We start from the raw sequence: 22,238 nt of genomic DNA, 5'->3' as shown, positions 1-22,238 counted from the left end.
ATCGCCTCCGGCTACTGGTAGAAGCCCTCGCGGAGGTTGATGCCGTGTTCCAGCCAGGCCTTCATGGCGGCGAGCATGCCGGTCCAGCCTTCGCAGTTGCCGAAAGCGGTAGCCGCACCATCGGTGGTCGGCTTCCAGGACGACTCGGTGATGGTCACGAGGGTTCGAGCGCCGTCATCGATGGGTTCGAACTCGAAGGTCGTCGTGGTCTTGTCGTCCTCGCTGGTGGTTTCCGTTCCGCGCCACTGGATCACGATCCGCCGGGGCGGGTCCGCTTCGAGGACGGTGACCGGGAATCGTCCGGGGAAGTCGTGGAAGTCCCAACTGACTTCGGTACCGGACTCCAACCGGCCGCGCGCGCCACCGGTGGTGAAGTACTTCGACAGTTGCTCCGGGTCGGCGACAGCCTCGTACACCTCGGCGCAGGGCCGCCCGATGCGGCCGGAGACGTTGAAGCTGAGTTCTTTGAGTGAATGGTCGCTATTCATGTGGTAATTTTACAACATGTTGGATGCGGGAAACAAGGCTTCGGGAGATGACCTGGTTTTCAAGGCTCTCGCCTCGAGCACCCGACGGCGGATGCTCGATGTGCTGAAAGACGCTCCGCGCTCGACGGGTGCACTGTGCGCCCAGCTCCCGGAGCTTGACCGCACGACGGTGTTGCAGCACCTGCGGGTACTGGAGAGGGCCGAGTTGGTGACCGGCCGCAAGGTCGGGCGGGAACGCCAGCTCAGCCTGGCGCCGTTGCCGATCAAGCGGATCCACGACCGCTGGATCGGGGAGTACGCCCATGCCGCGGTCGAGCTGCTGGATCGCCTCGACCGCGGCTGAGGGCAGCGTGCACAATAGTGCTGAGAGAGCGGGGAGCTCACGATGACCCATGAACTCATGTTCGAGGACGACGACCCTGTGCTGGCCCGGGTGCGCAGCATCGCGCTGGCGCTGCCGGAGGCCCAGGAGAAGATTTCGCACGGGCGCCCGGCATTCTTTACCCACAAGGTGTTCGCCTACTACAGCGGATCGCTCAAGGTCGATGGCGAGTGGGTGCAGCATCCACAGTCGCTGGTCGTCCAGGCCGATACCGCAGAGCGCGAGGTCCTGCGCCGGATGCCCGGATCGTATGTGCCGGCCTATCTCGGTGTGGCCGGCTGGACGGGTGTTGACCTGGATGGCGGCAGCGACTGGGACGAGGTGACCGAGTTGATCGAGGAGTCGTATCGGGTGACCGCGCCCGCCAGGCTCGTCGCCCTGCTCGATCTCCCACGAGGCCCATAGGGGTTCGAAGAGCCGGCGTCAGCTCACAGGCTCCGAGCGCGGAGCTTTCCGTAGATTCGCATCAGCTGGGGTACCACCAGGTACACCGCGACCGGCACGATGAGCACCGACAGAACCAGGGCGCGCAGAATCGGATGCCAGTCGCCCGAGAACGGGGCGATCGCGAGCATTCCCAGGGCGACCAGCGGAAAGATGGCGATCCAGGTGATCACCGCCCTGACGTGTACCGAGGGTGGCGCGTTGGTGACGCGTGCGGGCTCTGGTGTGGGAGTGGGGTGAATGGTTTGCATTGACGTTCCGTTCGGTTGATGAAGGTGTTATTCGGGGGAGTGGTCGGTGGATGCGGCGTCCATATCGAGCTGCAGCAGCCATCCGTTGATCGCCATGGCGCTGGAGCTGCCAGCCCCGGCAGCCGTGATGACCTGGGCGTTCGCGTTGACGACGTTGCCAGCCGCCCAGATGCCAGGCACGCTCGTCTGGCCCGCCGCATCGACGGCGATGAACCCGGTGGCCGGGTCGGTCTCGCAGCCGAGCGAGTGCAGGATGCCGTCGGCCGGGTGAGGACGCGGCGCCACGAAAACTGCCTCACAGGCGACGGTCGACCCGTCGGTCAGGGCGACGCCGGCCAGCGAACCGTCCTTCCCGACGAAGCCGGAAGCGGTGCCGTCGATGACGCGAGCGCCGAATGCCTCCAGACGATGGCGGTCCGGCGGCGTCAGCATGATGCCATTGGTGACGAAGGTGACCCGGTCGCTGTAGCGAAGGAGGAGGCCCGCCTGCTTGAGCGAGAGCGCCGGTGCCGGGCCGCCGATGACGACGATCGCCTGGCCGCTCACCTCGAACCCGTGGCAGTACGGGCAGTGGTGCACCTGCGAGCCCCACCGCTCACGGATGCCGGGGAGATCGGGCAACTCGTCTCGCAGGCCGGTCGCCACCAGGAGAGCCCTGGCAACCTCGACTTCGCCGCTGTCGAGGGTCACCTCGAATCGGTCATCCGCCCGGCGCTTGACCGCAGACACGGTGGCGGATGCGATCACGCCGCCGTATCCAGTGACCTCCCTCCGGCCCACGGCCAGAAGCTCTGCGGGCGACATGCCGTCCCGCGACAGGAACCCGTGCATGTGCGATGCCGGCGCGTTGCGCGGCTCCCCGGCATCGATCACGAGCACCTGTGCCTGTGCCCGCGCCAGCACGAGACCGGCACTCAGGCCGGCGGCTCCTGCGCCGATAATGATCACGTCATGGTGCGTTGTGCTTGTCATCGTCACCACCTCCACGAATACGGTGTCACCAGCGGCGCCGATTGTGGGAACTTTGTTGCCAAAACCGGGACAACTTGGTTCGATGGTGCTATGACGGCCACACCCAGGATTGAGAGCGCGTTGAGTCAGATCGCTCCGCGGCTTCGCCGGGCGCGCGAGAAGAAGGATTTCACGCTGGCCGACCTGGCGAAGGCAACCGGCATCTCCACCAGCACACTGTCCCGGCTGGAATCCGGGCAACGGAAACCGAGCCTCGAGTTGCTGCTCCCCATCGTGGCGGCCCTCACCATTCCGCTGGACGAGATCGTCACCGCTCCGCGCGTCGAAGACCCTCGTGTGCCGCAGAACTCGACGCGTCGCGACGGCCGAATCCTGACACCGCTATCGCGTCATCAGGGGGAACCGCAGGCGTTCAAGGTGACCATCCCGGCGACCGAGCGTGACCCCGAACTGCGCACCCACACCGGGTACGAATGGCTTTTCGTGCTCTCTGGTCGGTTGCGGATGGTCATCGGGGAACACGACATCGTGCTGGCAGCGGGCGAGGCTGCCGAGTTCGACACTCGCAACCCGCATTGGTTCGGGGCGGCAGGTGCAGCACCGGTCGAGATCCTGAGTATGTTCGGCAAGCAGGGTGAGCGCATCCACCTTCGTGCTCGACCCAAGCCGTCCACCTCGTGACAGGGGTCGACTACGAATCCCGCTCGGCGGAGTGAGCCGAATCCAGGCCGTCGAGGATGAGCTGGAGCCCGAACGCGAACTCGTTTCCGTAGGCGTATCCGGGCTGGAGCACCAGGGTCATGGCCATTTCGGTCAGGTGGGGGAAATCCTCGGCCATCCGCTGCTGGCCGGCCATGATGTCTTCGGTCGCCGCACCGATGTCGCCTGCCTCGTCGAGCGGAAGCGAAACCTCCTGCATCGCGAACCCGCGCACATAGCTGTCCACGATCGAGAGGGCATGCCCGACCATCGGCATCGAATAGCCGGCATCCCGCAGGGTGGCGATCATCGCATCGTGGTGGCGAAGCGTCGCCTGCGTCGTGCGGGCATCCAGCAGGGCGATGGCCCACGGATGCCTGACCAGCACTTCCCGGGACGACTCGGCGCGTTCACGGAGCGCTTCGCGCGCCTTCATGGCGGCGGACGGCAAGGCGATCTCGCCGACGACGGCACCGATCATTCCGTCGATCAGGTCGTCCTTGCTGATGAAGTGATAGTAGAGCGACATCGCCTCCACGTCGAGGTCGGCTGCGAGCTTGCGCATGCTGAGTGCCGCGATTCCACCGGCATCCGCGATGGCAATGGCCCGCTGCACCGCGCGACCCCGGGTAACCGGTTTCCTCGATGTGGTGGTCTTTGCCTGCGTGGTTTTCGACTGGGGGTTTTTCGCCTGAGTGGACTTTGACGGTGCCACGTGACTCCAATTCTCTGGTGTTGCCTTACGTCGTATGGTACATTGCTCTCGTGACCTTACATCGTACGGTTATCTAACCCATCGCACTCGCCAGGAAGGGCAACGTCAGTGAACGAAGCATCAGGCTCCACCAGCATCGCCAGCAGGAGGCCGACGACCGCCACCATGATGGCAGTCGTGCAGCATGCGTACGGCTCGGCCGACGTGCTGGGTTACGAAGAAGTCCCGAGGCCGGAGATCTCTGCCGACGACGTGCTCGTGCAGGTGCAGGCAGCAGCAGTCAACCACGCCGACTGGGTGTACGTGAGCGGCCGTCCGCTCATCGCCCGGCTCGCGTTCGGGATGGCCAAACCGAAGGATCCGGTGCGCGGCAAGGATGTCGCAGGCGTGGTCGCCGCTGTGGGGGCGGATGTCACCGGTTTCCGGGTCGGAGATGAGGTGTATGCCGAAGTGGTTGCTGGCTCGTTCGCCGAGTACGTTGCGATTCCGGAGAAACTCGTCGGTCGCAAGCCGAAGAACCTCACCTTCGCCCAGGCGGCCACAGTGCCTCTCTCCGCGCGAACCGCCCTGCAGTCACTTCGTGACGGCGGCAAGGTGAAGGCCGGCGACAAGGTGCTCGTCAACGGTGCATCCGGGGGAGTGGGCAGCTACGCCGTGCAGATCGCGAAGGCTATGGGCGCCGAGGTGACTGCCGTGTGCAGCACGAGGAACGCCGACCTGGTCCGTTCCCTCGGTGCCGATCATGTCATCGACTACACCGCGGAGGACTTCACGGAGGCTGAGGGGCGCTACGACGTGATCCTCGACCTGATCGGGAACCACTCGTTGAAGCGGCTGCGGAGGTCGCTGGCCCGCGACGGGATCCTCGTGCTGTCGAGCGGAACCGGAAGTGCCGTTTTCGGCCCGATGGGCAGCATCCTGAAGGCCATGGTGGTGTCGCCGTTCGTCAGCCAGACACTCGGCGTCTTCCCGGCCGTCCTCGGCACGGAAGCCCTCGACCAACTGCGAGACCTGATCGAATCAGGCAGCGTCACGCCGGCGATCGAACGCAGCTTTCCGTTGAGCGAGGTGCCGGATGCCATCCGTCACCTGGTCGAGAAGCACGCGCGCGGGAAGATCGTCATCACGGTCGGGTGACAGCCCCAGGATGCGCCTCACCACCCCAGTTCGGGCAATGTGACATCAACGTTCGACGGATGGCATCCGGCATGCTTATGATCTCTGTGACATCGTTGATGCCCTCGCAAAATGCCGTCCAAATGGGGTTCTCCCGCGGACCGTCAGAAAGAACAGAACGACCCGTATGGACATCGACGTACTACTCCTGAATGCGCTCGGATTCGCCGCGACAGCCTTCTCCTTCATGATGTGGGTTCCTCAGGCGAGGACGACCTGGCAGAACCGGAACGACCCGCTGCGACTCGCTGGAATCTCGGAAGCGACGCAGTGGCTGCTCCTCATCGGCTACCTCCTGTGGGGTGCGTACGGCTTGCTGATCGAGTCGTACTGGGTGGCTGCGCCAAGCGCCGTCAGCATGCCGTTGGCTCTCGCGACGATCATCCTGATTCACCGGGGCAGGCGCCTTGCACCGACGGTGAGGTCGGTGTCGATTATCGCCATGGACGAACCGCTCTCAGCGGGTGCGACGATCGAGGCGTCGGTCGTCGAGGTGGCTACCGCGTCCATCCCGATCATCTCCACCGAAACTTCGGTGGCGGTGGGCGACAAGACGCCGACGAGCTCGATTCCCATCCTCGCGTAGCGACGCATTCGCGCGGCCGGAACATACCGACTGGTATGGTCGCTCGTGTGAGTGACGCGCGTGACCGATGGCTGGACGAGGGCCTTACGGTGCTGGAAGCGGATGGCGCAGCCGGCGTCCGCATCGACCGCATCGCCGCCCGGCTCGGGCTATCCAAGGGGTCCTTCCACCATCACTTCCAGGGTGCCGATGGCTTCAAGCGAGACCTGCTCGCCCACTTCGAGCGGCTCACCATCGAAACGCTGGAAAGCGCCATCAGCGAAGCTGGCGACCCGGGTGATGCTCGCGGGATACTGAGTCACCTCACCGAGCTGGTGCGCCCGAGCAGCGGGTTCTATCGGCCGAGGCTGGAAGTTGCCGTAAGGGCCTGGGCCACCTGGGACGCGGAGGTCGGAGCGGTGCAGGCCCGGATCGATGCCGCTCGGCTGGGAGCTCTTCAGCGTGTCTGGAGACCGCACGTCGATAGTGACGATGCAGCGCGCGCGGCCGCGTTGTTGCCCTATCTGATCGGAGTGGGGGCGACTGTCATCGTTCCTCCGGTGGAGGCACAGGAGCTTCAGGACGTGTATCGGATCCTCTTGCCGCTCGTCCCTGAGGTCCTCGGAGACTGATTAGTACCATACGGTATAGTATGGAATGGCATTTCACAGTCTGTGAGGAGGACCCATGTCAGCGTTGCCCGACCCGGTCTGGCCGGTCATCGTTCTCGCACTCATCCAATTGGTGGACGCGCTGTTGTGCATCAAGCCGGTTCCGTTCATCGCGGAGTGCTTCGAGGGCGTGAAGTGGCCGCGAAAGTACTGGTGGATGATGCCGCCGATCAAATTCGCGGCTGCGGCGGGGCTGATCGCGGGCGTCTGGATTCCCTATCTGGGTGCCCTGACCTGCGCGGCGCTGATCGCCTACTTCCTGGTCGCCATCGGCATGCACATCGCTGCCCATGACTTCGGCCGCAACCTCTTCGTGAACGCCACCGGCATGTTGGTCATCTGCGTGGCAACCGGAGTGTTCTGCTTCCTCGCCTGACCGTCAACAGGGTGGATTCGGAACACTCCGCGCCGGATGGCCGTGCCACCGCCGCGCCGGCGAGTCCGTCCTGCTGAGGGCGACTCCAGGCTAGTCGCGATGCGGCTGGCGCGCCGGCCGACCCTCCCGGTCACCACGGCGAGGCGCGGCACGACGGTCGGGCTTGATCTCGATCAGCTTGCCGCTGATGCGGGTGTCCCTGAGCTTCGCCAGCACGTTACCGGGCATATCGGCCGGGAGTTCGACGATGGAGAAGTCGGGGCGAATCTGGATGTGGCCGAAATCGTCCCGGCTCAGGCCGCCCTCGTTGGCGAGTGCACCAACGATCTGGCGCGGCTCCACCCGGTGCCGCTTGCCGACCTCGATGCGGTACGGCGACATGGGCTTGGTCGACCGACCGCGTCGCTCCGCCCGTTCACCGGCAGGCACGCGCGCGCCACGGTCTTCCCGCTCCTGGCGCTGGTATCGGGCATCATCCGCTGAAAGCAGCAACGGTGTCTCGCCCTGCGCGACAACGGCGAGCGCGGCGGCGACATCCTGTTCAGGCACATCGTGGTGCTTGACGTAGTGGCCCACGATGTCGCGGAACGCCGAGATCCGGCTCTCCTGGTTCAGGGCCTCGGTGATGGCGTCATCGAACCGCGCCAGGCGGGTGACGTTGACGTCTTCCACCGACGGCAGCTGCATCTGGGTCAGCGGCTGACGGGTGGCCCGCTCGATCGCGTCGAGCAGGCGACGCTCCCGCGGGGTGACGAAGCTGATCGCAGCCCCGCTACGCCCGGCACGACCGGTGCGACCGATGCGGTGAACATACGACTCGGTATCGATGGGGATGTCGTAGTTGACCACGTGGCTGATGCGGTCGACGTCGAGACCGCGAGCCGCGACATCCGTTGCCACCAGGATGTCCAGCTTGCCGGACTTCAATTGGTTCACCGTACGCTCACGTTGCACCTGCGCGACGTCGCCGCTGATCGCCGCCGCGGAGTAGCCGCGCGCCCGCAGCTTCTCGGCCAGGGCCTCCGTCTCGTTCTTGGTGCGGACGAACACGATCATGCCCTCGAAGTTCTCCACCTCGAGGATGCGGGTGAGTGCGTCGACCTTCTGCGGGTACGACACCATCAGGTAGCGCTGGGTGGTGTTCGCCGAAGTCGTGGTCTTGTTCTTGACCGTGATCTCTTCGGCATCGTTCAGGTACTTCTTGGAGATACGGCGGATCTGCGGAGGCATGGTGGCCGAGAACAGCGCGACCTGCTTGTCCTCCGGAGTGTCGGCAAGGATCGTCTCGACGTCCTCGGCGAACCCCATCTTCAGCATCTCGTCAGCCTCATCGAGCACCAGGTACTTCAGTTCGGAGAGGTCGAGCGTTCCCTTGGCCAGGTGGTCCATGATGCGGCCAGGAGTGCCGACCACAACGTGCACGCCGCGCCGCAGCGCAGACAGTTGCACGCCGTACGCCTGGCCGCCGTAGACCGGAAGCACGTGGACACCACGAAGGTGGGCGGCATACTGCTCGAACGCCTCGCACACCTGAAGGGCGAGTTCACGGGTGGGGGAGAGCACCAGCGCCTGTGGTTTCTTCTGGGTCACGTCGAGCCGGGACAGGATCGGCAGCGCGAACGCGGCCGTCTTGCCGGTTCCGGTCTGGGCGAGGCCGACGACGTCGCGGCCGGCAAGGAGCGGCGGGATCGTCGCGGCCTGAATGGCGGATGGGGTCTCGTAGCCGACATCCTTCACTGCTTTCAGCACCGCATCGCTGAGTCCCAGGTCGGAGAAGGTCATGGTCGGTGCGTCGGCAGCGGGTGCCTCGGTGGTGGTGGTCGAATCGTGAGGCGTCATGGTCTAAACGGTAGTCGCTCAACCACCGACCGGAAACGCTAGTCGAAGTCGATCCGCATCACGGCCCGCCTGACGGTCGGCCGGCTGACTTCGCTGTAGCCGGCGTCGGCGAAGATGCTGCGGCTGCCGACGTAGAGCTCACCCCAGATGAATTCCTTCCCCGGCTCATTGATCAACGGGTATCCTTCCACCGCGCGGGCACCGCGCTCGCGCGCAAATTCGACGGTGGCCGCGGCGAGAGCCCGGCTCACCCCGCGTTTGCGATACCCGGCGCGGGTGACGAAGCAGGTCACCGCCCACACGCCATCGTCCTCTTTGTCCTCGTCCCGTCCCGTCCACGGCACGCGGGAGCGAAGCAGGCGCAGGTACGCTGTGCGCGGCTCGACCGCGCACCATCCGACCGGCTCCCCATCGAGGTAGGCGACCAGCCCGCTGGTGGTCCGGGCGGCCGGGTTTCCGCAATTGGTCTGGTCCCGCAGGCCGGTTCGGAGTTCATCAACCGGAACCGATCGCCAATCCGCGTGGGAAATCTTGAACCATTGGCATTGGCACGTCGACGGAGTGCCTCTCGTGCCGAAAACCGCCTGCAGGTCGTCCCAGGAGGCCTGGTTTGCCGGGACGACGGCGATCCCCTGATCGATGGCACGTCCTCCAGCCGCTGTCACGGGTGAGCTCCCATCGCGAGGTGTACCGAGCGGACAATTCGGGTCTACTCTCGTCGCATCCGGTTGGTAAGGCTAACCGAGCTGACCGTCAGAGGGTCGCCAGCAGGCACAGCGCGCCGGCGGCGAAGAAGACGATCCACGATAGGTGCCGTCCGCGGGTGAAGTAGATCGGGAGCAACCCGCATGCGATCAGCGTCCAGCCGACGGCAGCGAGGATCGCCGACTCGGATGCGTGAAGTGCAATTAGCGCGAGTACCGCAGCAAAGCCGAGCGCGAGAACCGTCGTGATGTGCCAGGCGAAGCGGATGGTTCCGGCCGCGAAGTCGCTGCCGCCGAAAAGCTTCGGGAGGTCGTGCCTCAGCAACCAGGTGATGATGTAGCGCTCACCCAGAATCGAGTGGGCTATTCCCAGAGCGGCCATCAACGACGCAGCGACGAAGAGCATGGGCCGAGCCTACTGGAGCCACCGTGGGCGAGAACGGACACGGAAGATTCTCTCATAACACGAGATTCTGGACATCCCACGGGTGGTCGGATGCGACGGGCGCGGTTACGTTCTGAATAACAGATCCGAAACGCCTAGGCGAGCGATTGCTTGCGGGCGCCGACCTGAACGGAGCAACATCATGGCAACACTCCTATGGATCATCGCGGTAATCCTCGTTATTGCCGGAATTGTGGCACTCTTCCGCCGCCAGATTCTGTGGGGCGTCGTATTGATCATCCTCGGATTGCTCGTCGGACCCGGTGGTGTGAGCCTCTTCACTTGACCTACGCGGCCGTAGTGCCGTGAGCGCGTCACGCGCAACATTCAGCAATGCGCCGCCAGGGCATGCTCCCTGACGGCCCATTGCCGTCTGGTGCCGCCCGCGCGGATCAGAATTGGGTCTTGCGCTCGCTCAACGGCTCTGCGTAACATGCAACCAAATGGTTGTACAAAGTTTGAGTGACGCTGAAGTGGATCGCATCTTCCAGGCCCTGGCGGATGCGACCCGCCGCGACATCGTGTCGCGCGTGATGGCAGGAGAGCAGTCGGTCTCCACTCTCGCGCGTGAGTATGCGATGAGTTTCGCCGCCGTCCAGAAGCATGTGGCGGTGCTCGAGCGCGCACGTCTGATCAGCAAGGTCCGGCGCGGCCGCGAGCAGCTGGTGCATGGTGACCCGGCGACGCTTCAGAGGGCCACGCAGTTGCTCGATGCCTATCAGCAGATTTGGCGCGCGCGGACCGATCGCATGAACCAGATCCTCAATGAAGAGTGAAGGGAACGGAAAGATGCCAGTAGTCAGCGAAGACAAAGACGTGGAAGCCCTGACGATGACGTTCGTGGCGGAGTTCGACGCCTCGGTCGAACGGGTGTGGCAGCTCTGGGAGGACCCCAGGAAGCTGGAGCGTTGGTGGGGCCCGCCGACCTGGCCAGCCACCTTCACCCGTCACGAATTCGAGGTGGGCGGCCGGTCCGACTACTACATGACCGGCCCTGACGGTGAGAAAGCCGGAGGCTGGTGGCAGTTCACCGCGATCGACTCACCCACGCGTTTGGAGTTCGACGACGGTTTTGCCGACAACGAGGGAATGCCGATGGACGAACTGGGTACCACTCACGCGGTGGTGACGATCGAACCCGCGGGCGGCAAGACGCGCATGACCCTCGTGTCGAACTTCGCGAGCACCGACCAGCTCGAAAAGATGGTCGAAATGGGCATGGAGGAAGGCCTCCGCGAAGCTCTCAGGCAGATCGAGGCGATTCTCACGGAAGTGCCCGCCTGAGCGGTCAGTCCTGACGCAGCACCCACTTCAGCGCCTCGATCATGGCGCCGTAGGCGACGGTGGCGAGTTCATCGGTCATCGCCTCGCCCAGGCTGACCTGCAGCTCGTTGATCTTCATCCGCACCGCGTCATCGTCTGGCGAAGTGGCGAGCACCCACTTCAACGCATTAGTTGCACCGGTGTTGCCGAACAGCATCTGCTTGGTGACGGAGTCGCGACGTTCCGCCTTCAACTCCTTGAGCCACTCGGTGACTTCTTCCGTCGTCTTCATCGCGTACCTATTGTGGCGTGCTTTCCAACTCCGCGTCGACGAGGCTCAACGCACTGAGGTCTGCCCGCCGTCAACCGGAAGCAGTTGCCCGGTGATGAACCGTGAGCCCTCGGAGGCGAGGAACACCATGACCGGTCCGAGGTCGCGGTCCGCATCTCCATACGCATGTCCCATGGCAATCGAGTTCTCGTTCTGCCAGTAATGCGCGGTCTGCTGCTCCCGGGTCATCCGGTCTTTCGCAGTCTCGTACATCGGCGTGGCAATGGCAGGCAGGATAGCGTTGACACGCACACCGTTCTCGCCGAATTCCGCGGCGGCCGTGCGCGTCCACGAATGCACGGCTCCCTTGGACGCCGAGTAGGCGGGAGCGACTGGCTCCGGGCGCAGCCCGGAGACGGACCCGAAGTTGATGATGGAGCCGCGATCGTTCGCCTTCATATGGCGGTAGGCCGCATTGTTGGCCAGCATGGTTCCGCGAACGTTAATGGCGAACATGAGATCCCAGTCTTCGACGGTGACTTCAGACGGCGCTCCAGCGCGCTGGATGGCAGCCGGATGTGCCAGAACGTCGAGGCCGCCGAGCTTCTCGACCGCCGCATCGAACGCCTGGGTGACATCCGCCTCGTCGGAAACGTCGACCTTCATGAAGCTGGCCGTCCCCGGGCCCTGATTGTTGGCATCCGCCGCGACGGTAACGCCGTTCTCCTCGTCGACGTCCATGCCGACGACGTGGGCTCCAGCGGCGACATAGGTGCGCACCGTGGCCGCGCCCATTCCGCTCGCCGAGCCGGTGACGATGATCTTGTAATCGGTGATATCCATGGTCCCGACGCTAGGTCCCAATTCTGGGAGCGGCGTCCCAACCGAGCCGCGCGACTAGCTTTACAGTGCCTGCTGCGCCTGCGGTATCGCATCCCGGACGAATAACGCGCCGACGGGACGGGCACATGGCTAAAGCCTAGGTCGCCGTCCAGTCGAGCAATTGCTCGACCGGCCAGGTCGTGATGATCCGCTCGGGCGGCACACCATTGGCGACGGCTCTCGCCGCTCCATACTGCAGGAAGTCGAGCTGACCTGGGGCGTGAGCGTCACTGTCGATGCTGAACAGGCACCCGGCCTCCAGCGCGAGCTGGATCAACTCGTCCGGCGGGTCCTGACGCTCCGGGCGCGAGTTGATCTCCACGGCAACCTTGTTCTCTGCGCAGGCGGCGAACACCGCGTAGGCGTCGAAGTCGGATGGCGGGCGGGTACCGCGGGAGCCTTGCACCATGCGACCGGTGCAGTGGCCGAGCACGTTGGTGCGCGGGTTGGTGATCGCTCCGAGCATCCGCCTGGTCATCGTCGCCTCGTCCGCCCGCAGCTTCGAGTGGACACTGGCGACCACCACGTCGAGTTGCGCGAGCATCTCCGGTGTCTGGTCGAGTTCGCCGCTTTCGAGGATGTCCACCTCGATGCCCTTCAACACGCGGATGCCGCTGGCGTCGCCCAGCTGGTCGATCACCGCCAACTGCTGGGTGAGCCGTTCCGCGGTCAGGCCGTTCGCGATGGTGAGGTTGGGGGAGTGGTCGGTGATGGCGAAGTACTCCCGGCCCAACAGCCTGGCCGCTTCCACCATGAGCTCGATCGGGGAGCCGCCATCCGACCAGTCGGTGTGGCTGTGCAGGTCCCCGCGGAGCTGGAGGCTTTCGCCGCCGACGGCGAGCGGCGCTGCTCCGGTCTCCCGCAGCCTGGCGAGGTAGTCGGGCACCTGACCGGCCAACGCCTGCTGGATCACCTCGTGACTGCGGTTGCCGATGCCCTTCATCGACCCCAGGCGCCCATCCCGTGCGCGGGCGGCGAGCTCGTCGGGGCCCAACTCGGCGATGGTCACCGCCGCCTTGCGAAACGCCTTCACCTTGAAGGTCGGAGCGAGCTCACGTTCCAGCCAGAAGGCGATCTCGTTCAGGGCATCCGTGGCATCCATGCACCAATGATCCCCTCTGCCACGGCCGGGATGCCACCGCCGGGCGCGAGGCGGATGGCCTGCTGCGTCACGCCCATGGTTAACATGAAGGCATGGCACTCCTCTATCAGGCCGAACTCAGGCCGACAAAGCTCGAGCTCGTGGGCGGATGGGCGCCGTCCCAGCCGTGGTTCGCCGGTCACGCCAGCGGGGGCCTGGCCAGCGTGGCCAGCTACCGCTTCGACGACCCGGCAGGGGAGGTCGGCGTCGAGACTCTGCTGGTGAAGGCCGGCGACGGACCGGTCATGCAGCTGCCCCTTACCTACCGCGGGGTGCCGCTGGTCGACGCCGACGAATGGCTGATCGGCACACTCGAGCACTCGGTGCTCGGCACGCGCTGGGTGTACGACGGCGTCGGCGACCCGGTCTACTTCCTTACTGCGGCATCCGTCATCATCACCGGCGGCGGCCAGGCCGAACTGTATGTCGACATCAACGGGCAGCAGATGCACCGCGACCCGACGGCCAAGGTGTCCGGCAGTGGGATGGAAGGCGTGTCGTTGCCCGCCCTTCCGACAGTCGATGAGCTTTCGGTCGGCTCCGATGGCGGAATGAGCGTGGTCGAGTCGGGCGGGCTGACTCTCGCCGTGCGGCGGGTGCTCGACGGCGACTACGAACGCGGCGGCGAATCGCGCGACGCGGCGACCGGCGTCCTCAGCGGGACCTGGACGGATCAGCCGGAACCTCAGGTGCTGGTAGTCGCGTCTGGCCGGCAGACTCCGGCTCAGTAGGCTGTGGGGGTGACTGAGCCCTACTACTTCGCACGCGGTGATCGCCGGTTCGAGTCGACGATTCACGCGCAGGGCGCCTGGAATGCGCACGAACAGCACATGGCCCCGGTCTCCGGAATCCTCGCTCACTGCCTCGAACAGTTCCAGCCCAGGCCCGAGCTTCGGATGGCGCGCATCAGCTACGACATCCTCGGGCTGATCCCGGATGGCGAGTTCGAGGTGCGCACCACCATGCTGCGCCCCGGTCGCACGATCGAGCTGATCCAGGCCGAACTGGTCTCCGCCGGGCGCACCGCGGTGCGGGCGACAGCGTGGAGGCTGCAGCGGTCGGACACCAGTTCCGTTGCGGTGATCGAGGACGAGCGGATGCCGGCTCCCGACGAGTCGGTGCCGCCCCTCGACCTCTCGGAGTGGCCCGGTGGGTACATCGTGTCGATCGACGTGCACCCGGCACCGGGCCACGCGGCAGGGCACGGGCGCGCATGGGTGCGAACCAGGCATCCGCTCATCGACGGAGCAGCATTCTCCGATGTCTCCCGCCTGGTCGGTCTCATCGACACCAGCAACGGAATCGCCACCCGAGTGAAGCCGGGGCCAGGCAGCTACTTGTTCCCGAACGTCGACCTTCAGGTGCACCTGTACCGGGAGCCGGCCGGGGAGTGGCTCGGCCTCGCGAACTCGGTCAGCTTCGGCCCGGACGGCATCGGGCTGACCTCCACCGTGCTGCACGACGAGGCCGGGCCGTTCGGTCGGGCGGAGCAGATCCTCACCATTCGGCCGTCCTGACCAAAAACCCAGGCGGGCGGGCTTTGGCACCGCGCCCGCATCAGCGCGCCGGATGCACCCAGCGATCGACCAGCTCTTCGTGGGCTTCAAGGAGCTCCTGGGTGCGGCGAGGGTTGCGGCTCCCCAGCGCGTCGAGCAGTGCGATCGACAACATCACGGCTGCGGCGTGGGAGTCGAAGACGAGATCGGTGCCGACCGGTGCCACCAGGAGCACATCGACATCAACCGCGAACGGCACCACCGGGGTGTCCACGATGGCGATCGTCGACATGCCCAGCCGACGGGCGTAGGCCAGTGCGTCGACGGTTGCTGCCGGGTACCGAGGCATCGCGAACGCCAGCACCGCGGTCGCGCCATTGCGGTGCAACTGCATGATGGAGTCGTCCATCGACGCGGCATCGGTCAGCACGTGCACGTCCGGCAGCACCCTCCTGGCGAAGTAGCCCAGGTAGTCGGCGAGAGCGGCGGAGGCGCGCAGGCCGATGATCCCCAGCGGCCGGGTGCCGCTCAGCAGTTCGACGGCCTCGGCCATCCGCTCGCTTCCCAGCGTGCGTTCCAGGGCAGAGAGATTCGCGTGCTCCGATGCGAGTGCTGTCGCCTGCACGTTGCCGCGCCCCAGCCGGTCTCCGTCGACCGTCGTCGACAGGAGAGCCTCCCTCAGGGCGCTTCGGAACTCGGGGTAGCCGGCGTAGCCGAGAGCGGTGCCCAGCCGGGTGACGGTCGGCTGGCTGACGCCGGCCGCCTCGGCGACTTCGATGGTGGATGCGAACGCGACCTCGGGAAGTGACGTCAGCATGTATTGAACGACGCGGCGCTGTGTCGGCGAGATCCGGTGCTGGTGCACAAGGTCGATCAGCCAGTTCTGCGCCCGGTCCGTCGGCTGCTGTCCGCCAGGCGCCCGGCTCGTGTCCCGGTTGCTCACTATCCCCATACTGAATAGTATGACTCACAGATTTGAAACCTGTATGGTTTGATTCACAATCGCGTTCAACAGGAGGGTTTGTCCCCGTGAGCACCGACCTCAGTGATGCCGAGAGCATCCGCCGCGCCTTCGACCACACCTGGTCTGTCATTGAGCCGCTCGGTCGCGATGCGCGAACCGGCGGCTACAACCGATTCGCCTGGACCGGTGTCGACCTGGGGCTTCGGGAATGGTTCACCGCCGAGAGCGTCAAGCGGGGGCTCACCGTCGAAATCGATCGTAACGGCAACCAATGGGCGTGGTGGGGCGAGCCGCAGGCCGGTTCGGTGGTCACCGGCAGCCACCTCGACAGTGTTCCGGGCGGAGGCACCTTCGACGGGCCGCTCGGCATCGTCAGCGCGTTCCTCGCCGTCGACGCGCTGCAGGCACGCGGGCTCGTGCCGGAACGGTCGCTGGCCATTGTGAACTTCTTCGAAGAGGAGGGAGCCAGATTCGGGCTCGCCTGCCTGGGATCACGGCTCATGACCGGAACGACGGATGCCGACACGGCACGGGCGCTGAAGGACGATACCGGCACCACACTGGCCGAAGCCATGACCGGCGCCGGCCTGGACGCCCGGTTCGTGGGAGCCGACCCGGTCGCCCTGGAGCGCATCGGGGTATTCGTCGAGCTGCACGTCGAACAGGGCAGGCACCTGGTGCTGAGCAACGACGCGGTGGGGATCGCCAGCTCGATCTGGCCGCACGGCCGCTGGCATTTCTGCTTCGCCGGTGAGGGCAACCATGCCGGCACCACCAGGCTGGTGGACCGGCGCGACCCGATGCTGCCGTTCGCCGAGGTGATCGCAGCCGCCCGCCGGATCGCCGAAGACAACGGTGCAGTGGCCACCTTCGGGAGGGTGCGAGTCGACCCGAACGGCACCAACGCCATCCCGGCCCAGGTCGATTCCTGGCTGGATGCCCGTGGTGCCGAAGAAGACACGGTGACCCAGGTCATCCGCGCCCTTGAGGCGGCCGGTGCCGAAGCCGCTGCCCGCCATGGTGTCGAGCTCGCTGTCACCCGGGAATCGTGGACACCGGTCGTCGACTTCGACGCGTCCCTCCGGGATCGCCTGCTGCTGTCGCTTGGCGCGGACGGCACCAGCGTTCCCGTGCTGCCGACCGCCGCCGGGCACGACGCCGGCATCCTGTCGTCAAAGGTTCCCACAGCGATGCTGTTCGTGCGCAACCCCACCGGTGTGAGCCACAGTCCGCACGAGCACGCCGAAGCGAGCGACTGCGTTGAGGGTGTCACCGCCCTCACGGCGGTGCTGCAGGATCTGCTCACCGGCCCGCTGGAGGTGGTCTCCCGATGACACAGTGGTGGGCGCAATACGCCTGGCTGGGGGGAGATCGCGCTGAAGCCGGTGTGCTGCTGGAGACGGACCGAAACCGGATCGTGGGCGTGCAGACCGGCGTTGCCGAGCCTCCCAGCGGGGCAAGCAGGCTGCCTGGGCTGACCCTCCCGGGGTTGGTCAACTCGCACTCGCACGCCTTCCACCGGGCGCTTCGCGGCGCGACTCAGGCGGAATCCGGAAGCTTCTGGACCTGGCGGGAGCGGATGTACGCCGTCGCAGCACGACTGCAACCGGACAGCTACTACCGACTGGCACGCGCCACCTTCACCGAGATGCTGCTGGCAGGCATCACTACCGTCGGGGAGTTCCATTACCTCCACCACGACACCGACGGCGTTCCGTATGAGGAACCGACGGCCATGGCCGAGGCGATCGCGGCGGCGGCAGCGGATGCCGGCATCCGCCTGACCTTCCTCGACACCTGCTATCTGGCCGGTGGCTTTGGATCGGGAGCTGAGCCGCACACTGCACCATCGCCCGCCCAGCAACGATTCAGCGACCAGACGGCCGAACGGTGGGCCGTGCGCGCCACCCGCACCCGGGAGCGCCTGACCGGTGCGACGATCAAGGTCGGTGCAGCCGTGCATTCGGTGCGGGCGGTCCCAGCCGACCAACTGGCCACGGTGGCCGAGTGGGCGCACCGCAACAACGCCCCCATCCACGCCCACGTCTCCGAACAGCCGGCCGAAGTCGACGATTGCCTCCGGGTTTACGGGAAGACACCGACCGAGCACCTGGCAGAATTCGGCGTGCTCGATCACCTGGCCACCGCGGTGCACGCCACCCACCTGACCCAGAACGACATCGACGCGCTCGCCAGCCGGACTGCCTTCGCCTGCTTCTGCATGACTACGGAGGCCGACCTGGCTGACGGCATCGGACCGGCCATCGACCTGGCGGACAGGTCGGTGCGCATCACCGTGGGCACTGACAGCCAGGCCGTCATCGACATCCTCGGCGAAGCGCGCTGGCTGGAGTTGGGCCAGCGCCTGGCGACCAACCGCCGGGGGCACTTCTCGGCAGCGCAACTGCTGGAAACTGCGACGACGAACGGTGCAGTGTCGCTCGGTTGGGACGACCTGGGAACCCTCTCGGTCGGGTCCCTCGCCGACTTTGTGACCGTGACGCTCGATTCGGTGCGAACGGCAGGGTTCGGTGCCGACAGCATCCTGGAGACCGCGGTCTTCGCTGCCGCGTCGACCGATGTCACCCAGGTGGTGGTGGATGGCCGGATCGTCGTCGAGGGTGGCGTTCACCTCGCCTACCCCAACGTCAGCACAGATCTGCGGGAGTCGATCAGCGCGGTGACCGTGGACGCACCGTAATGACAGTCAACTCGACCGGTGGGCCACGCGTCACGCTGCTGCCCGCAGCCGAGCGCACGGACGAGCCGTGGCGCAACGGCGGCGGGTCAACCCGCCAGATCGCCGCGTTGACCGGCCCGGATGGGTGGTTGTGGCGCCTCAGCATGGCGCGGGTGGAGGCGGATGGCCCGTTCTCGGTGTTTCCCGGTGTCACCCGGACCATCCTGGTGATGGACGGCGACGAGATGGAGTTGGACGTTGCCGGATCCCGGGTGTGCCTCGGCGCCGAACCGTTCACCTTCGACGGTGCGGCCGAGACCCATGGCGCGCTCCGAACATCCGCTGTCACCGACTTCAACGTGATGGTCAGGCGTGGCGAGTTCACCGCCGATACCCAGCGGATACCGGCCGGGCAGGGCTGCTTCACGGTGCCGGGCGAGACGACCGGATCACCGAGCACGGTCATCGTGGTGGCCCCGGCAACGGGAGCGCACCTTGAGGTCGAGCAGTTGGGCCTCGACCTCGCCCTGGCGGGATATGACGCCGTCATGATCGAGGAGGTCACGACGCCGCTGCACGGCATCGCGACCTCCACCGGTTCGGGTGTGAGCGTCGTGCTTACGCCGACCTCCGCGAACGGATGAACCGGCGCGTCGGGCCGGCCAGTTCGAGCGCGATGACGATGAGCGCGATCACGCCGAAGCTGATCGCCTCGGTCTCCTGGATGGTGACCAGCTTGACGAGGGTGAACAATGCCATGAAACCGGCCCAGGCGATGGTGCCGGCCTGACCGATGGCTCTGCCGCGCAACTGGGCGATCACCGACACGATGCCGATGAGCGAGAGATAGCCGTACATCGAGAGGAACGTCGCATCCACTGGACCATAACCGTCGAGTCCGGAGAAATAGATCGCACCGTAGGTGCCGACCGAGGCAAGGAGGATGGTGAGAATGGTGGCGATGATCACCGTCGCCGGTGGGCGCCGCGGGGTCGTCGGTGCGGTGGTGGGCAGGTGGTCTGGTGTGGTGTGGGTTGTCATGGCACAACCGTGCCGCCGGACGAGTCCCGTCAGGCAGGGGAGCTGGGCCTGACTTCGATTGGGACTTCCTGTCCCGTGCCGATGGAGGCGATGGCCGCCATAATGAGCGAATGGGAGCAGTAGGAGGCATCGTCGCCGTCGTCACCGGCATGCTCGGTGCGCTTCTTCACGCCGTCAACGCGGCATCCGACCGCGTGCACACGCCGTCATTCTGGTTCATGGGACTGGCGACAGCGGTCGCCTACGGTGCCGTGTCGGTGATGGTGCGTCGCAGCGACGCGGTGTGGGTTCGCCGCCTGACGGCACTCATTGGGCTGTCCGCCGGTGTTGCGCTCCTGGCCATGGAGTGGGCCTGGCTCGGCGACGTTCCTCTGGCCGGTCTCGGGCTGTGGATCGGGTCCTGGCTGTGGGTGGTCTCCTACGTCGCCATCCTCTCGGTGCTGCCACAGGTGCTGCCTCGCGGCGAGGTTGCATCGTCGCGCTGGAGTGCGGCATTGTGGCTCTCGTTCGGGACGCTGATTCTGGCATCCGCAGTGTGGGCGATCACGCCGTACGACCAGCAGGACTTCCCGCTGCAATTGCGCGACCTGGTCAACCCGATCGGGCATCCGCTCGCGACGCATCCGGCCACCGTCGCTGTCGTCGGGATTCTGCTCGTCGTCTCCACTGCGCTGGCCATCGCGTCACTCGCCGTGCGCTGGCGTCGCTCCACGGGCCTCGCGCGCCAGCAACTCAAATGGATTCTGCTCGGGGTGGCGGCGACGCTGGTGCTCGCGGCACTCGCTCGCGTCTTTCCCGCCGGACCTACCGAGGTAATCGCCGGCGTGGCCATGCTGCCGGTGCCGATCGCCCTGGGGATCGCTGTTCTGCGACACGGATTGTGGGAGATCGATGTCGTCATCTCCCGCTCGATCACCTACGCAGCCCTGTCGGTGGCGGTGATCGGCGTCTACCTGGCCGCCGTATGGCTGTTGGGCAGCATCCTGGGCGATTGGACCGGCGCACCGGTGATTGCGACCGCGCTGGCCGCCCTCGTCGCCCTGCCGTTGCACGCCCGCCTGCAGCGATGGGCGAACCTGCGTGTGCACGGCGATGTCGAGGAGCCGCATGTTGCGCTGGCCCGTCTCGGTGACCGGCTGGCCGCTGCATCCGACCCGGAGGAGTTGTCGACCCGCGTGCTGCCCGCTGTCGTGGAGCAGGTGACGAGGTCGCTGCGCGCATCCGGCGCCGAACTCACCCTGATCGATGGCACCATCGCGGTGTTCGGCAGCCTGATCGAGGCGGATGCCCCGGACAGCGTCACGCGCGTATCGCTCACCTACGGGGGCGTGCACAGCGGGGAACTGGTGGTGCAACGTGCAGGAGGACTGGACGCTGCCGACCGGAGCGTGCTCGCCCGGCTCGCGACCCAGGCGGCGGTGGCGGCGCACACGGTATTGCTGGCGCACCAGGTGCAGCGGGCCCGTGAGGCGGTGGTCGTGGCGCGCGAGGAAGAGCGTCGGAGGCTTCGCCGGGACCTTCACGACGACATCGGGCCGGCGCTCGCTGCGCTTGCACTGCAGGCCGAGGCCGCATTGACGCTGGCTCCGGATGATCCGGGTGCCTCGGCTGCCCTGGTCGCCCGTCTCGTGCCGCGACTGAACGCGACGGTCGACACTGTGCGCGCGCTGGTGCATGAACTGCGCCCGCCGACCCTCGATGAACTCGGGCTCGCAGCATCCGTTCGGGAACTCACCTTCCGCATGACGACCGCGGAGGTCTCGGTTCTGGCGGATGTCAACGACCTCCCCGAGCTGTCAGCCGCCCTCGACGTCGCCGCGTACCGGATCGTCGCTGAAGCGGTGACCAACGCCGTACGCCATGCCGAAGCATCCGTCGTCGCGGTGAGCCTCAAGGTGACTGACGACAGCCTCGTGATCGAGGTCGCGGACGACGGATGCGGGCTGCCCACTGACCCGGTGCAGGGGTTGGGACTCACGTCCATGAGGCTGCGCGCCGAAGAACTCGGCGGAGAGCTGCGTTTCTCGACAACCGGGCGAGGCACCAGCGTCGTGGCGCGCATCCCCGTTGCGGTGCCCGGAACGGCATCCGCGCCCGCGCTGGTAGGCGGTCCAGAGGTGGTCCTGTCGTGACCGTGCGCGTACTGGTCGTCGACGATCATCCGCTCTATCGCGAGGGCCTGGTGGCGGTGATCGGCACCATGGAGGACACCCAGCTGGTGGGCGAAGCGGCCGACGGCGCAGAGGCGGTGCGCCTTGCCGGTGAGCTTCGTCCCGACGTCGTCATCATGGACTTGAACCTGCCGGTTCTGAGCGGGGTGGAGGCGACGAGGCAGATCACCCAGGCGTCGCCGGACGTGGCGGTGCTGGTCCTCACGATGCTCGAGGCGGATGACTCCATCTTCGCCGCCCTGCGAGCCGGGGCCCGTGGCTACCTGCTGAAGGGGGCAGACCGGTCAGAGATCGAGCGCTCGGTGAATGCCGCCGCGCGCGGGGAGGTCGTGTTCTCGTCTGCGATCGCCGAGCGGGTGCTGTCTTTCTTCGCCGGCAGGGGAGGCCGGGACTCCGGGCCGTTCGCGGCACTCACCGCGCGCGAGCATGAGGTGCTCGACCTCGTCGCACGTGGGCTCACCAACGCGGAGGTGGCCCGTCGCCTCTTCGTCAGCGACAAGACCGTGCGCAACCACGTGTCGAACGTCTTCTCCAAGCTTCACGTCACCGGCCGTGCGGAGGCTGTGGCCCGGGCACGCGATGTCGGGATGGGCGCCGGGTAG

The 22,238-nt window shown here is 66.2% G+C and carries 29 protein-coding genes; 17 read left to right on the top strand and 12 right to left on the bottom strand.

What is annotated here, in order from left to right:
* Window positions 1-11: 11 nt before the first annotated feature.
* Window positions 12-488 carry an SRPBCC domain-containing protein gene (locus ACX3O0_RS05935; RefSeq protein ID WP_459107099.1) on the bottom strand — a complete coding sequence of 159 codons (477 nt, stop codon included), beginning with the start codon at window positions 486-488 and terminating at the stop codon, window positions 12-14.
* Between the two features lie 16 nt (window positions 489-504).
* Here ACX3O0_RS05935 and ACX3O0_RS05930 point away from each other — a divergent pair, with 16 nt between their 5' ends.
* The gene (locus ACX3O0_RS05930; protein ID WP_459092070.1) at window positions 505-831 is read left to right on the top strand and encodes an ArsR/SmtB family transcription factor; all 327 of its coding nucleotides are present in this window, start codon (window positions 505-507) and stop codon (window positions 829-831) included.
* 42 nt (window positions 832-873) lie between these two features.
* Complete coding sequence (locus tag ACX3O0_RS05925) at window positions 874-1,275, top strand: MmcQ/YjbR family DNA-binding protein (RefSeq protein WP_459092072.1); 402 nt, start codon at window positions 874-876, stop codon at window positions 1,273-1,275.
* A gap of 23 nt (window positions 1,276-1,298) precedes the next feature.
* Here ACX3O0_RS05925 and ACX3O0_RS05920 read toward each other — a convergent pair whose 3' ends face one another.
* Window positions 1,299-1,565, bottom strand: coding sequence for a hypothetical protein (locus ACX3O0_RS05920; protein WP_459092074.1), 267 nt, complete (start codon window positions 1,563-1,565; stop codon window positions 1,299-1,301).
* Window positions 1,566-1,592: 27 nt separating this feature from the next.
* Window positions 1,593-2,537, bottom strand: a complete 945-nt coding sequence (locus ACX3O0_RS05915) for an NAD(P)/FAD-dependent oxidoreductase (RefSeq protein ID WP_459107098.1) — start codon at window positions 2,535-2,537, stop codon at window positions 1,593-1,595.
* A 90-nt stretch (window positions 2,538-2,627) separates the two neighbouring features.
* On the opposite strand from ACX3O0_RS05915, the gene ACX3O0_RS05910 reads away from it, so the two are divergent.
* A complete protein-coding gene (locus tag ACX3O0_RS05910; RefSeq protein ID WP_459107097.1) occupies window positions 2,628-3,218 on the top strand; it encodes a helix-turn-helix domain-containing protein in 591 nt (196 codons plus the stop codon).
* 10 nt (window positions 3,219-3,228) lie between these two features.
* Here ACX3O0_RS05910 and ACX3O0_RS05905 read toward each other — a convergent pair whose 3' ends face one another.
* A complete protein-coding gene (locus ACX3O0_RS05905; RefSeq protein ID WP_459107096.1) occupies window positions 3,229-3,951 on the bottom strand; it encodes a TetR/AcrR family transcriptional regulator in 723 nt (240 codons plus the stop codon).
* 108 nt (window positions 3,952-4,059) lie between these two features.
* Here ACX3O0_RS05905 and ACX3O0_RS05900 point away from each other — a divergent pair, with 108 nt between their 5' ends.
* The 4 genes from ACX3O0_RS05900 (at window position 4,060) to ACX3O0_RS05885 (ending at window position 6,739) form a co-directional block, all read left to right on the top strand.
* The gene (locus ACX3O0_RS05900) at window positions 4,060-5,088 is read left to right on the top strand and encodes an NAD(P)-dependent alcohol dehydrogenase (RefSeq protein WP_459107095.1); all 1,029 of its coding nucleotides are present in this window, start codon (window positions 4,060-4,062) and stop codon (window positions 5,086-5,088) included.
* A 166-nt stretch (window positions 5,089-5,254) separates the two neighbouring features.
* On the top strand, window positions 5,255-5,713 hold the full coding sequence (locus ACX3O0_RS05895) for a hypothetical protein (protein ID WP_459107094.1): 459 nt from the start codon (window positions 5,255-5,257) through the stop codon (window positions 5,711-5,713).
* Between the two features lie 47 nt (window positions 5,714-5,760).
* Window positions 5,761-6,324: a TetR/AcrR family transcriptional regulator gene (locus ACX3O0_RS05890; protein WP_459107093.1), complete on the top strand. Its 564-nt coding sequence runs from the start codon at window positions 5,761-5,763 to the stop codon at window positions 6,322-6,324.
* A 55-nt stretch (window positions 6,325-6,379) separates the two neighbouring features.
* The gene (locus tag ACX3O0_RS05885) at window positions 6,380-6,739 is read left to right on the top strand and encodes a DoxX family protein (RefSeq protein ID WP_459107092.1); all 360 of its coding nucleotides are present in this window, start codon (window positions 6,380-6,382) and stop codon (window positions 6,737-6,739) included.
* Window positions 6,740-6,829: 90 nt separating this feature from the next.
* Here ACX3O0_RS05885 and ACX3O0_RS05880 read toward each other — a convergent pair whose 3' ends face one another.
* The 3 genes from ACX3O0_RS05880 to ACX3O0_RS05870 form a co-directional block, all read right to left on the bottom strand.
* Window positions 6,830-8,578 carry a DEAD/DEAH box helicase gene (locus ACX3O0_RS05880; protein ID WP_459107091.1) on the bottom strand — a complete coding sequence of 583 codons (1,749 nt, stop codon included), beginning with the start codon at window positions 8,576-8,578 and terminating at the stop codon, window positions 6,830-6,832.
* 38 nt (window positions 8,579-8,616) lie between these two features.
* Complete coding sequence (locus ACX3O0_RS05875) at window positions 8,617-9,243, bottom strand: GNAT family N-acetyltransferase (RefSeq protein ID WP_459107090.1); 627 nt, start codon at window positions 9,241-9,243, stop codon at window positions 8,617-8,619.
* An 88-nt stretch (window positions 9,244-9,331) separates the two neighbouring features.
* Window positions 9,332-9,688, bottom strand: a complete 357-nt coding sequence (locus ACX3O0_RS05870; RefSeq protein WP_459107089.1) for a hypothetical protein — start codon at window positions 9,686-9,688, stop codon at window positions 9,332-9,334.
* Window positions 9,689-9,869: 181 nt separating this feature from the next.
* Here ACX3O0_RS05870 and ACX3O0_RS05865 point away from each other — a divergent pair, with 181 nt between their 5' ends.
* The 3 genes from ACX3O0_RS05865 (at window position 9,870) to ACX3O0_RS05855 (ending at window position 11,011) form a co-directional block, all read left to right on the top strand.
* On the top strand, window positions 9,870-10,013 hold the full coding sequence (locus ACX3O0_RS05865; RefSeq protein ID WP_459092092.1) for a GPGG-motif small membrane protein: 144 nt from the start codon (window positions 9,870-9,872) through the stop codon (window positions 10,011-10,013).
* A gap of 157 nt (window positions 10,014-10,170) precedes the next feature.
* Complete coding sequence (locus tag ACX3O0_RS05860; RefSeq protein WP_459092094.1) at window positions 10,171-10,503, top strand: ArsR/SmtB family transcription factor; 333 nt, start codon at window positions 10,171-10,173, stop codon at window positions 10,501-10,503.
* A 13-nt stretch (window positions 10,504-10,516) separates the two neighbouring features.
* The gene (locus tag ACX3O0_RS05855) at window positions 10,517-11,011 is read left to right on the top strand and encodes an SRPBCC family protein (protein ID WP_459107088.1); all 495 of its coding nucleotides are present in this window, start codon (window positions 10,517-10,519) and stop codon (window positions 11,009-11,011) included.
* 4 nt (window positions 11,012-11,015) lie between these two features.
* Here the strand turns inward: ACX3O0_RS05855 and ACX3O0_RS05850 are convergent, their stop codons facing one another.
* The 3 genes from ACX3O0_RS05850 to ACX3O0_RS05840 form a co-directional block, all read right to left on the bottom strand.
* Entirely contained in the window at window positions 11,016-11,282 is a 267-nt protein-coding gene (locus tag ACX3O0_RS05850; protein ID WP_459107087.1) for a hypothetical protein, read from the bottom strand.
* Window positions 11,283-11,327: 45 nt separating this feature from the next.
* Window positions 11,328-12,104 carry an SDR family NAD(P)-dependent oxidoreductase gene (locus tag ACX3O0_RS05845; RefSeq protein WP_459107086.1) on the bottom strand — a complete coding sequence of 259 codons (777 nt, stop codon included), beginning with the start codon at window positions 12,102-12,104 and terminating at the stop codon, window positions 11,328-11,330.
* 136 nt (window positions 12,105-12,240) lie between these two features.
* A complete protein-coding gene (locus ACX3O0_RS05840; protein ID WP_459107085.1) occupies window positions 12,241-13,245 on the bottom strand; it encodes a PHP domain-containing protein in 1,005 nt (334 codons plus the stop codon).
* A gap of 92 nt (window positions 13,246-13,337) precedes the next feature.
* On the opposite strand from ACX3O0_RS05840, the gene ACX3O0_RS05835 reads away from it, so the two are divergent.
* On the top strand, window positions 13,338-14,015 hold the full coding sequence (locus ACX3O0_RS05835; protein ID WP_459107084.1) for a CG0192-related protein: 678 nt from the start codon (window positions 13,338-13,340) through the stop codon (window positions 14,013-14,015).
* A 9-nt stretch (window positions 14,016-14,024) separates the two neighbouring features.
* Window positions 14,025-14,801 carry a thioesterase family protein gene (locus ACX3O0_RS05830; RefSeq protein WP_459107083.1) on the top strand — a complete coding sequence of 259 codons (777 nt, stop codon included), beginning with the start codon at window positions 14,025-14,027 and terminating at the stop codon, window positions 14,799-14,801.
* Window positions 14,802-14,841: 40 nt separating this feature from the next.
* Here ACX3O0_RS05830 and ACX3O0_RS05825 read toward each other — a convergent pair whose 3' ends face one another.
* Window positions 14,842-15,723 carry a MurR/RpiR family transcriptional regulator gene (locus ACX3O0_RS05825; protein ID WP_459107082.1) on the bottom strand — a complete coding sequence of 294 codons (882 nt, stop codon included), beginning with the start codon at window positions 15,721-15,723 and terminating at the stop codon, window positions 14,842-14,844.
* Window positions 15,724-15,809: 86 nt separating this feature from the next.
* Here ACX3O0_RS05825 and ACX3O0_RS05820 point away from each other — a divergent pair, with 86 nt between their 5' ends.
* The 3 genes from ACX3O0_RS05820 to ACX3O0_RS05810 are packed head-to-tail and all read left to right on the top strand — an operon-like array spanning window position 15,810 to window position 19,068.
* Window positions 15,810-17,078 (top strand): allantoate amidohydrolase, encoded by a 1,269-nt coding sequence (locus ACX3O0_RS05820; protein ID WP_459107081.1) that lies wholly within the window; start codon window positions 15,810-15,812, stop codon window positions 17,076-17,078.
* A complete protein-coding gene (locus ACX3O0_RS05815) occupies window positions 17,075-18,445 on the top strand; it encodes a formimidoylglutamate deiminase (protein WP_459107080.1) in 1,371 nt (456 codons plus the stop codon). Before ACX3O0_RS05820 ends, ACX3O0_RS05815 begins: the two co-directional genes overlap by 4 nt.
* A complete protein-coding gene (locus tag ACX3O0_RS05810; RefSeq protein WP_459107079.1) occupies window positions 18,445-19,068 on the top strand; it encodes a HutD/Ves family protein in 624 nt (207 codons plus the stop codon). Before ACX3O0_RS05815 ends, ACX3O0_RS05810 begins: the two co-directional genes overlap by 1 nt.
* Here the strand turns inward: ACX3O0_RS05810 and ACX3O0_RS05805 are convergent.
* Window positions 19,043-19,465, bottom strand: coding sequence for a hypothetical protein (locus ACX3O0_RS05805; RefSeq protein ID WP_459092115.1), 423 nt, complete (start codon window positions 19,463-19,465; stop codon window positions 19,043-19,045). The genes ACX3O0_RS05810 and ACX3O0_RS05805 overlap by 26 nt on opposite strands.
* Window positions 19,466-19,575: 110 nt before the next feature.
* On the opposite strand from ACX3O0_RS05805, the gene ACX3O0_RS05800 reads away from it, so the two are divergent.
* Window positions 19,576-21,597, top strand: coding sequence for a sensor histidine kinase (locus tag ACX3O0_RS05800; RefSeq protein WP_459092117.1), 2,022 nt, complete (start codon window positions 19,576-19,578; stop codon window positions 21,595-21,597).
* Window positions 21,594-22,238, top strand: coding sequence for a response regulator (locus tag ACX3O0_RS05795; protein ID WP_459092119.1), 645 nt, complete (start codon window positions 21,594-21,596; stop codon window positions 22,236-22,238). Before ACX3O0_RS05800 ends, ACX3O0_RS05795 begins: the two co-directional genes overlap by 4 nt.

It is taken from the genome of Homoserinimonas sp. A447, from assembly GCF_054489325.1.
This window is presented reverse-complemented; position numbering and strand designations above follow the sequence as displayed.

What these genes read in the sequence shown, in the direction of transcription:
- ACX3O0_RS05935 (WP_459107099.1), bottom strand. Translation starts at nt 488, where the DNA reads ATGAATAGCGACCATTCACTCAAAGAACTCAGCTTCAACGTCTCCGGC.
- ACX3O0_RS05930 (WP_459092070.1), top strand. Translation starts at nt 505, where the DNA reads ATGTTGGATGCGGGAAACAAGGCTTCGGGAGATGACCTGGTTTTCAAG.
- ACX3O0_RS05925 (WP_459092072.1), top strand. Translation starts at nt 874, where the DNA reads ATGACCCATGAACTCATGTTCGAGGACGACGACCCTGTGCTGGCCCGG.
- ACX3O0_RS05920 (WP_459092074.1), bottom strand. Translation starts at nt 1,565, where the DNA reads ATGCAAACCATTCACCCCACTCCCACACCAGAGCCCGCACGCGTCACC.
- ACX3O0_RS05915 (WP_459107098.1), bottom strand. Translation starts at nt 2,537, where the DNA reads ATGACAAGCACAACGCACCATGACGTGATCATTATCGGCGCAGGAGCC.
- ACX3O0_RS05910 (WP_459107097.1), top strand. Translation starts at nt 2,628, where the DNA reads ATGACGGCCACACCCAGGATTGAGAGCGCGTTGAGTCAGATCGCTCCG.
- ACX3O0_RS05895 (WP_459107094.1), top strand. Translation starts at nt 5,255, where the DNA reads ATGGACATCGACGTACTACTCCTGAATGCGCTCGGATTCGCCGCGACA.
- ACX3O0_RS05885 (WP_459107092.1), top strand. Translation starts at nt 6,380, where the DNA reads ATGTCAGCGTTGCCCGACCCGGTCTGGCCGGTCATCGTTCTCGCACTC.
- ACX3O0_RS05880 (WP_459107091.1), bottom strand. Translation starts at nt 8,578, where the DNA reads ATGACGCCTCACGATTCGACCACCACCACCGAGGCACCCGCTGCCGAC.
- ACX3O0_RS05870 (WP_459107089.1), bottom strand. Translation starts at nt 9,688, where the DNA reads ATGCTCTTCGTCGCTGCGTCGTTGATGGCCGCTCTGGGAATAGCCCAC.
- ACX3O0_RS05865 (WP_459092092.1), top strand. Translation starts at nt 9,870, where the DNA reads ATGGCAACACTCCTATGGATCATCGCGGTAATCCTCGTTATTGCCGGA.
- ACX3O0_RS05860 (WP_459092094.1), top strand. Translation starts at nt 10,171, where the DNA reads ATGGTTGTACAAAGTTTGAGTGACGCTGAAGTGGATCGCATCTTCCAG.
- ACX3O0_RS05855 (WP_459107088.1), top strand. Translation starts at nt 10,517, where the DNA reads ATGCCAGTAGTCAGCGAAGACAAAGACGTGGAAGCCCTGACGATGACG.
- ACX3O0_RS05850 (WP_459107087.1), bottom strand. Translation starts at nt 11,282, where the DNA reads ATGAAGACGACGGAAGAAGTCACCGAGTGGCTCAAGGAGTTGAAGGCG.
- ACX3O0_RS05845 (WP_459107086.1), bottom strand. Translation starts at nt 12,104, where the DNA reads ATGGATATCACCGATTACAAGATCATCGTCACCGGCTCGGCGAGCGGA.
- ACX3O0_RS05840 (WP_459107085.1), bottom strand. Translation starts at nt 13,245, where the DNA reads ATGGATGCCACGGATGCCCTGAACGAGATCGCCTTCTGGCTGGAACGT.
- ACX3O0_RS05835 (WP_459107084.1), top strand. Translation starts at nt 13,338, where the DNA reads ATGGCACTCCTCTATCAGGCCGAACTCAGGCCGACAAAGCTCGAGCTC.
- ACX3O0_RS05815 (WP_459107080.1), top strand. Translation starts at nt 17,075, where the DNA reads ATGACACAGTGGTGGGCGCAATACGCCTGGCTGGGGGGAGATCGCGCT.
- ACX3O0_RS05810 (WP_459107079.1), top strand. Translation starts at nt 18,445, where the DNA reads ATGACAGTCAACTCGACCGGTGGGCCACGCGTCACGCTGCTGCCCGCA.
- ACX3O0_RS05805 (WP_459092115.1), bottom strand. Translation starts at nt 19,465, where the DNA reads ATGACAACCCACACCACACCAGACCACCTGCCCACCACCGCACCGACG.
- ACX3O0_RS05800 (WP_459092117.1), top strand. Translation starts at nt 19,576, where the DNA reads ATGGGAGCAGTAGGAGGCATCGTCGCCGTCGTCACCGGCATGCTCGGT.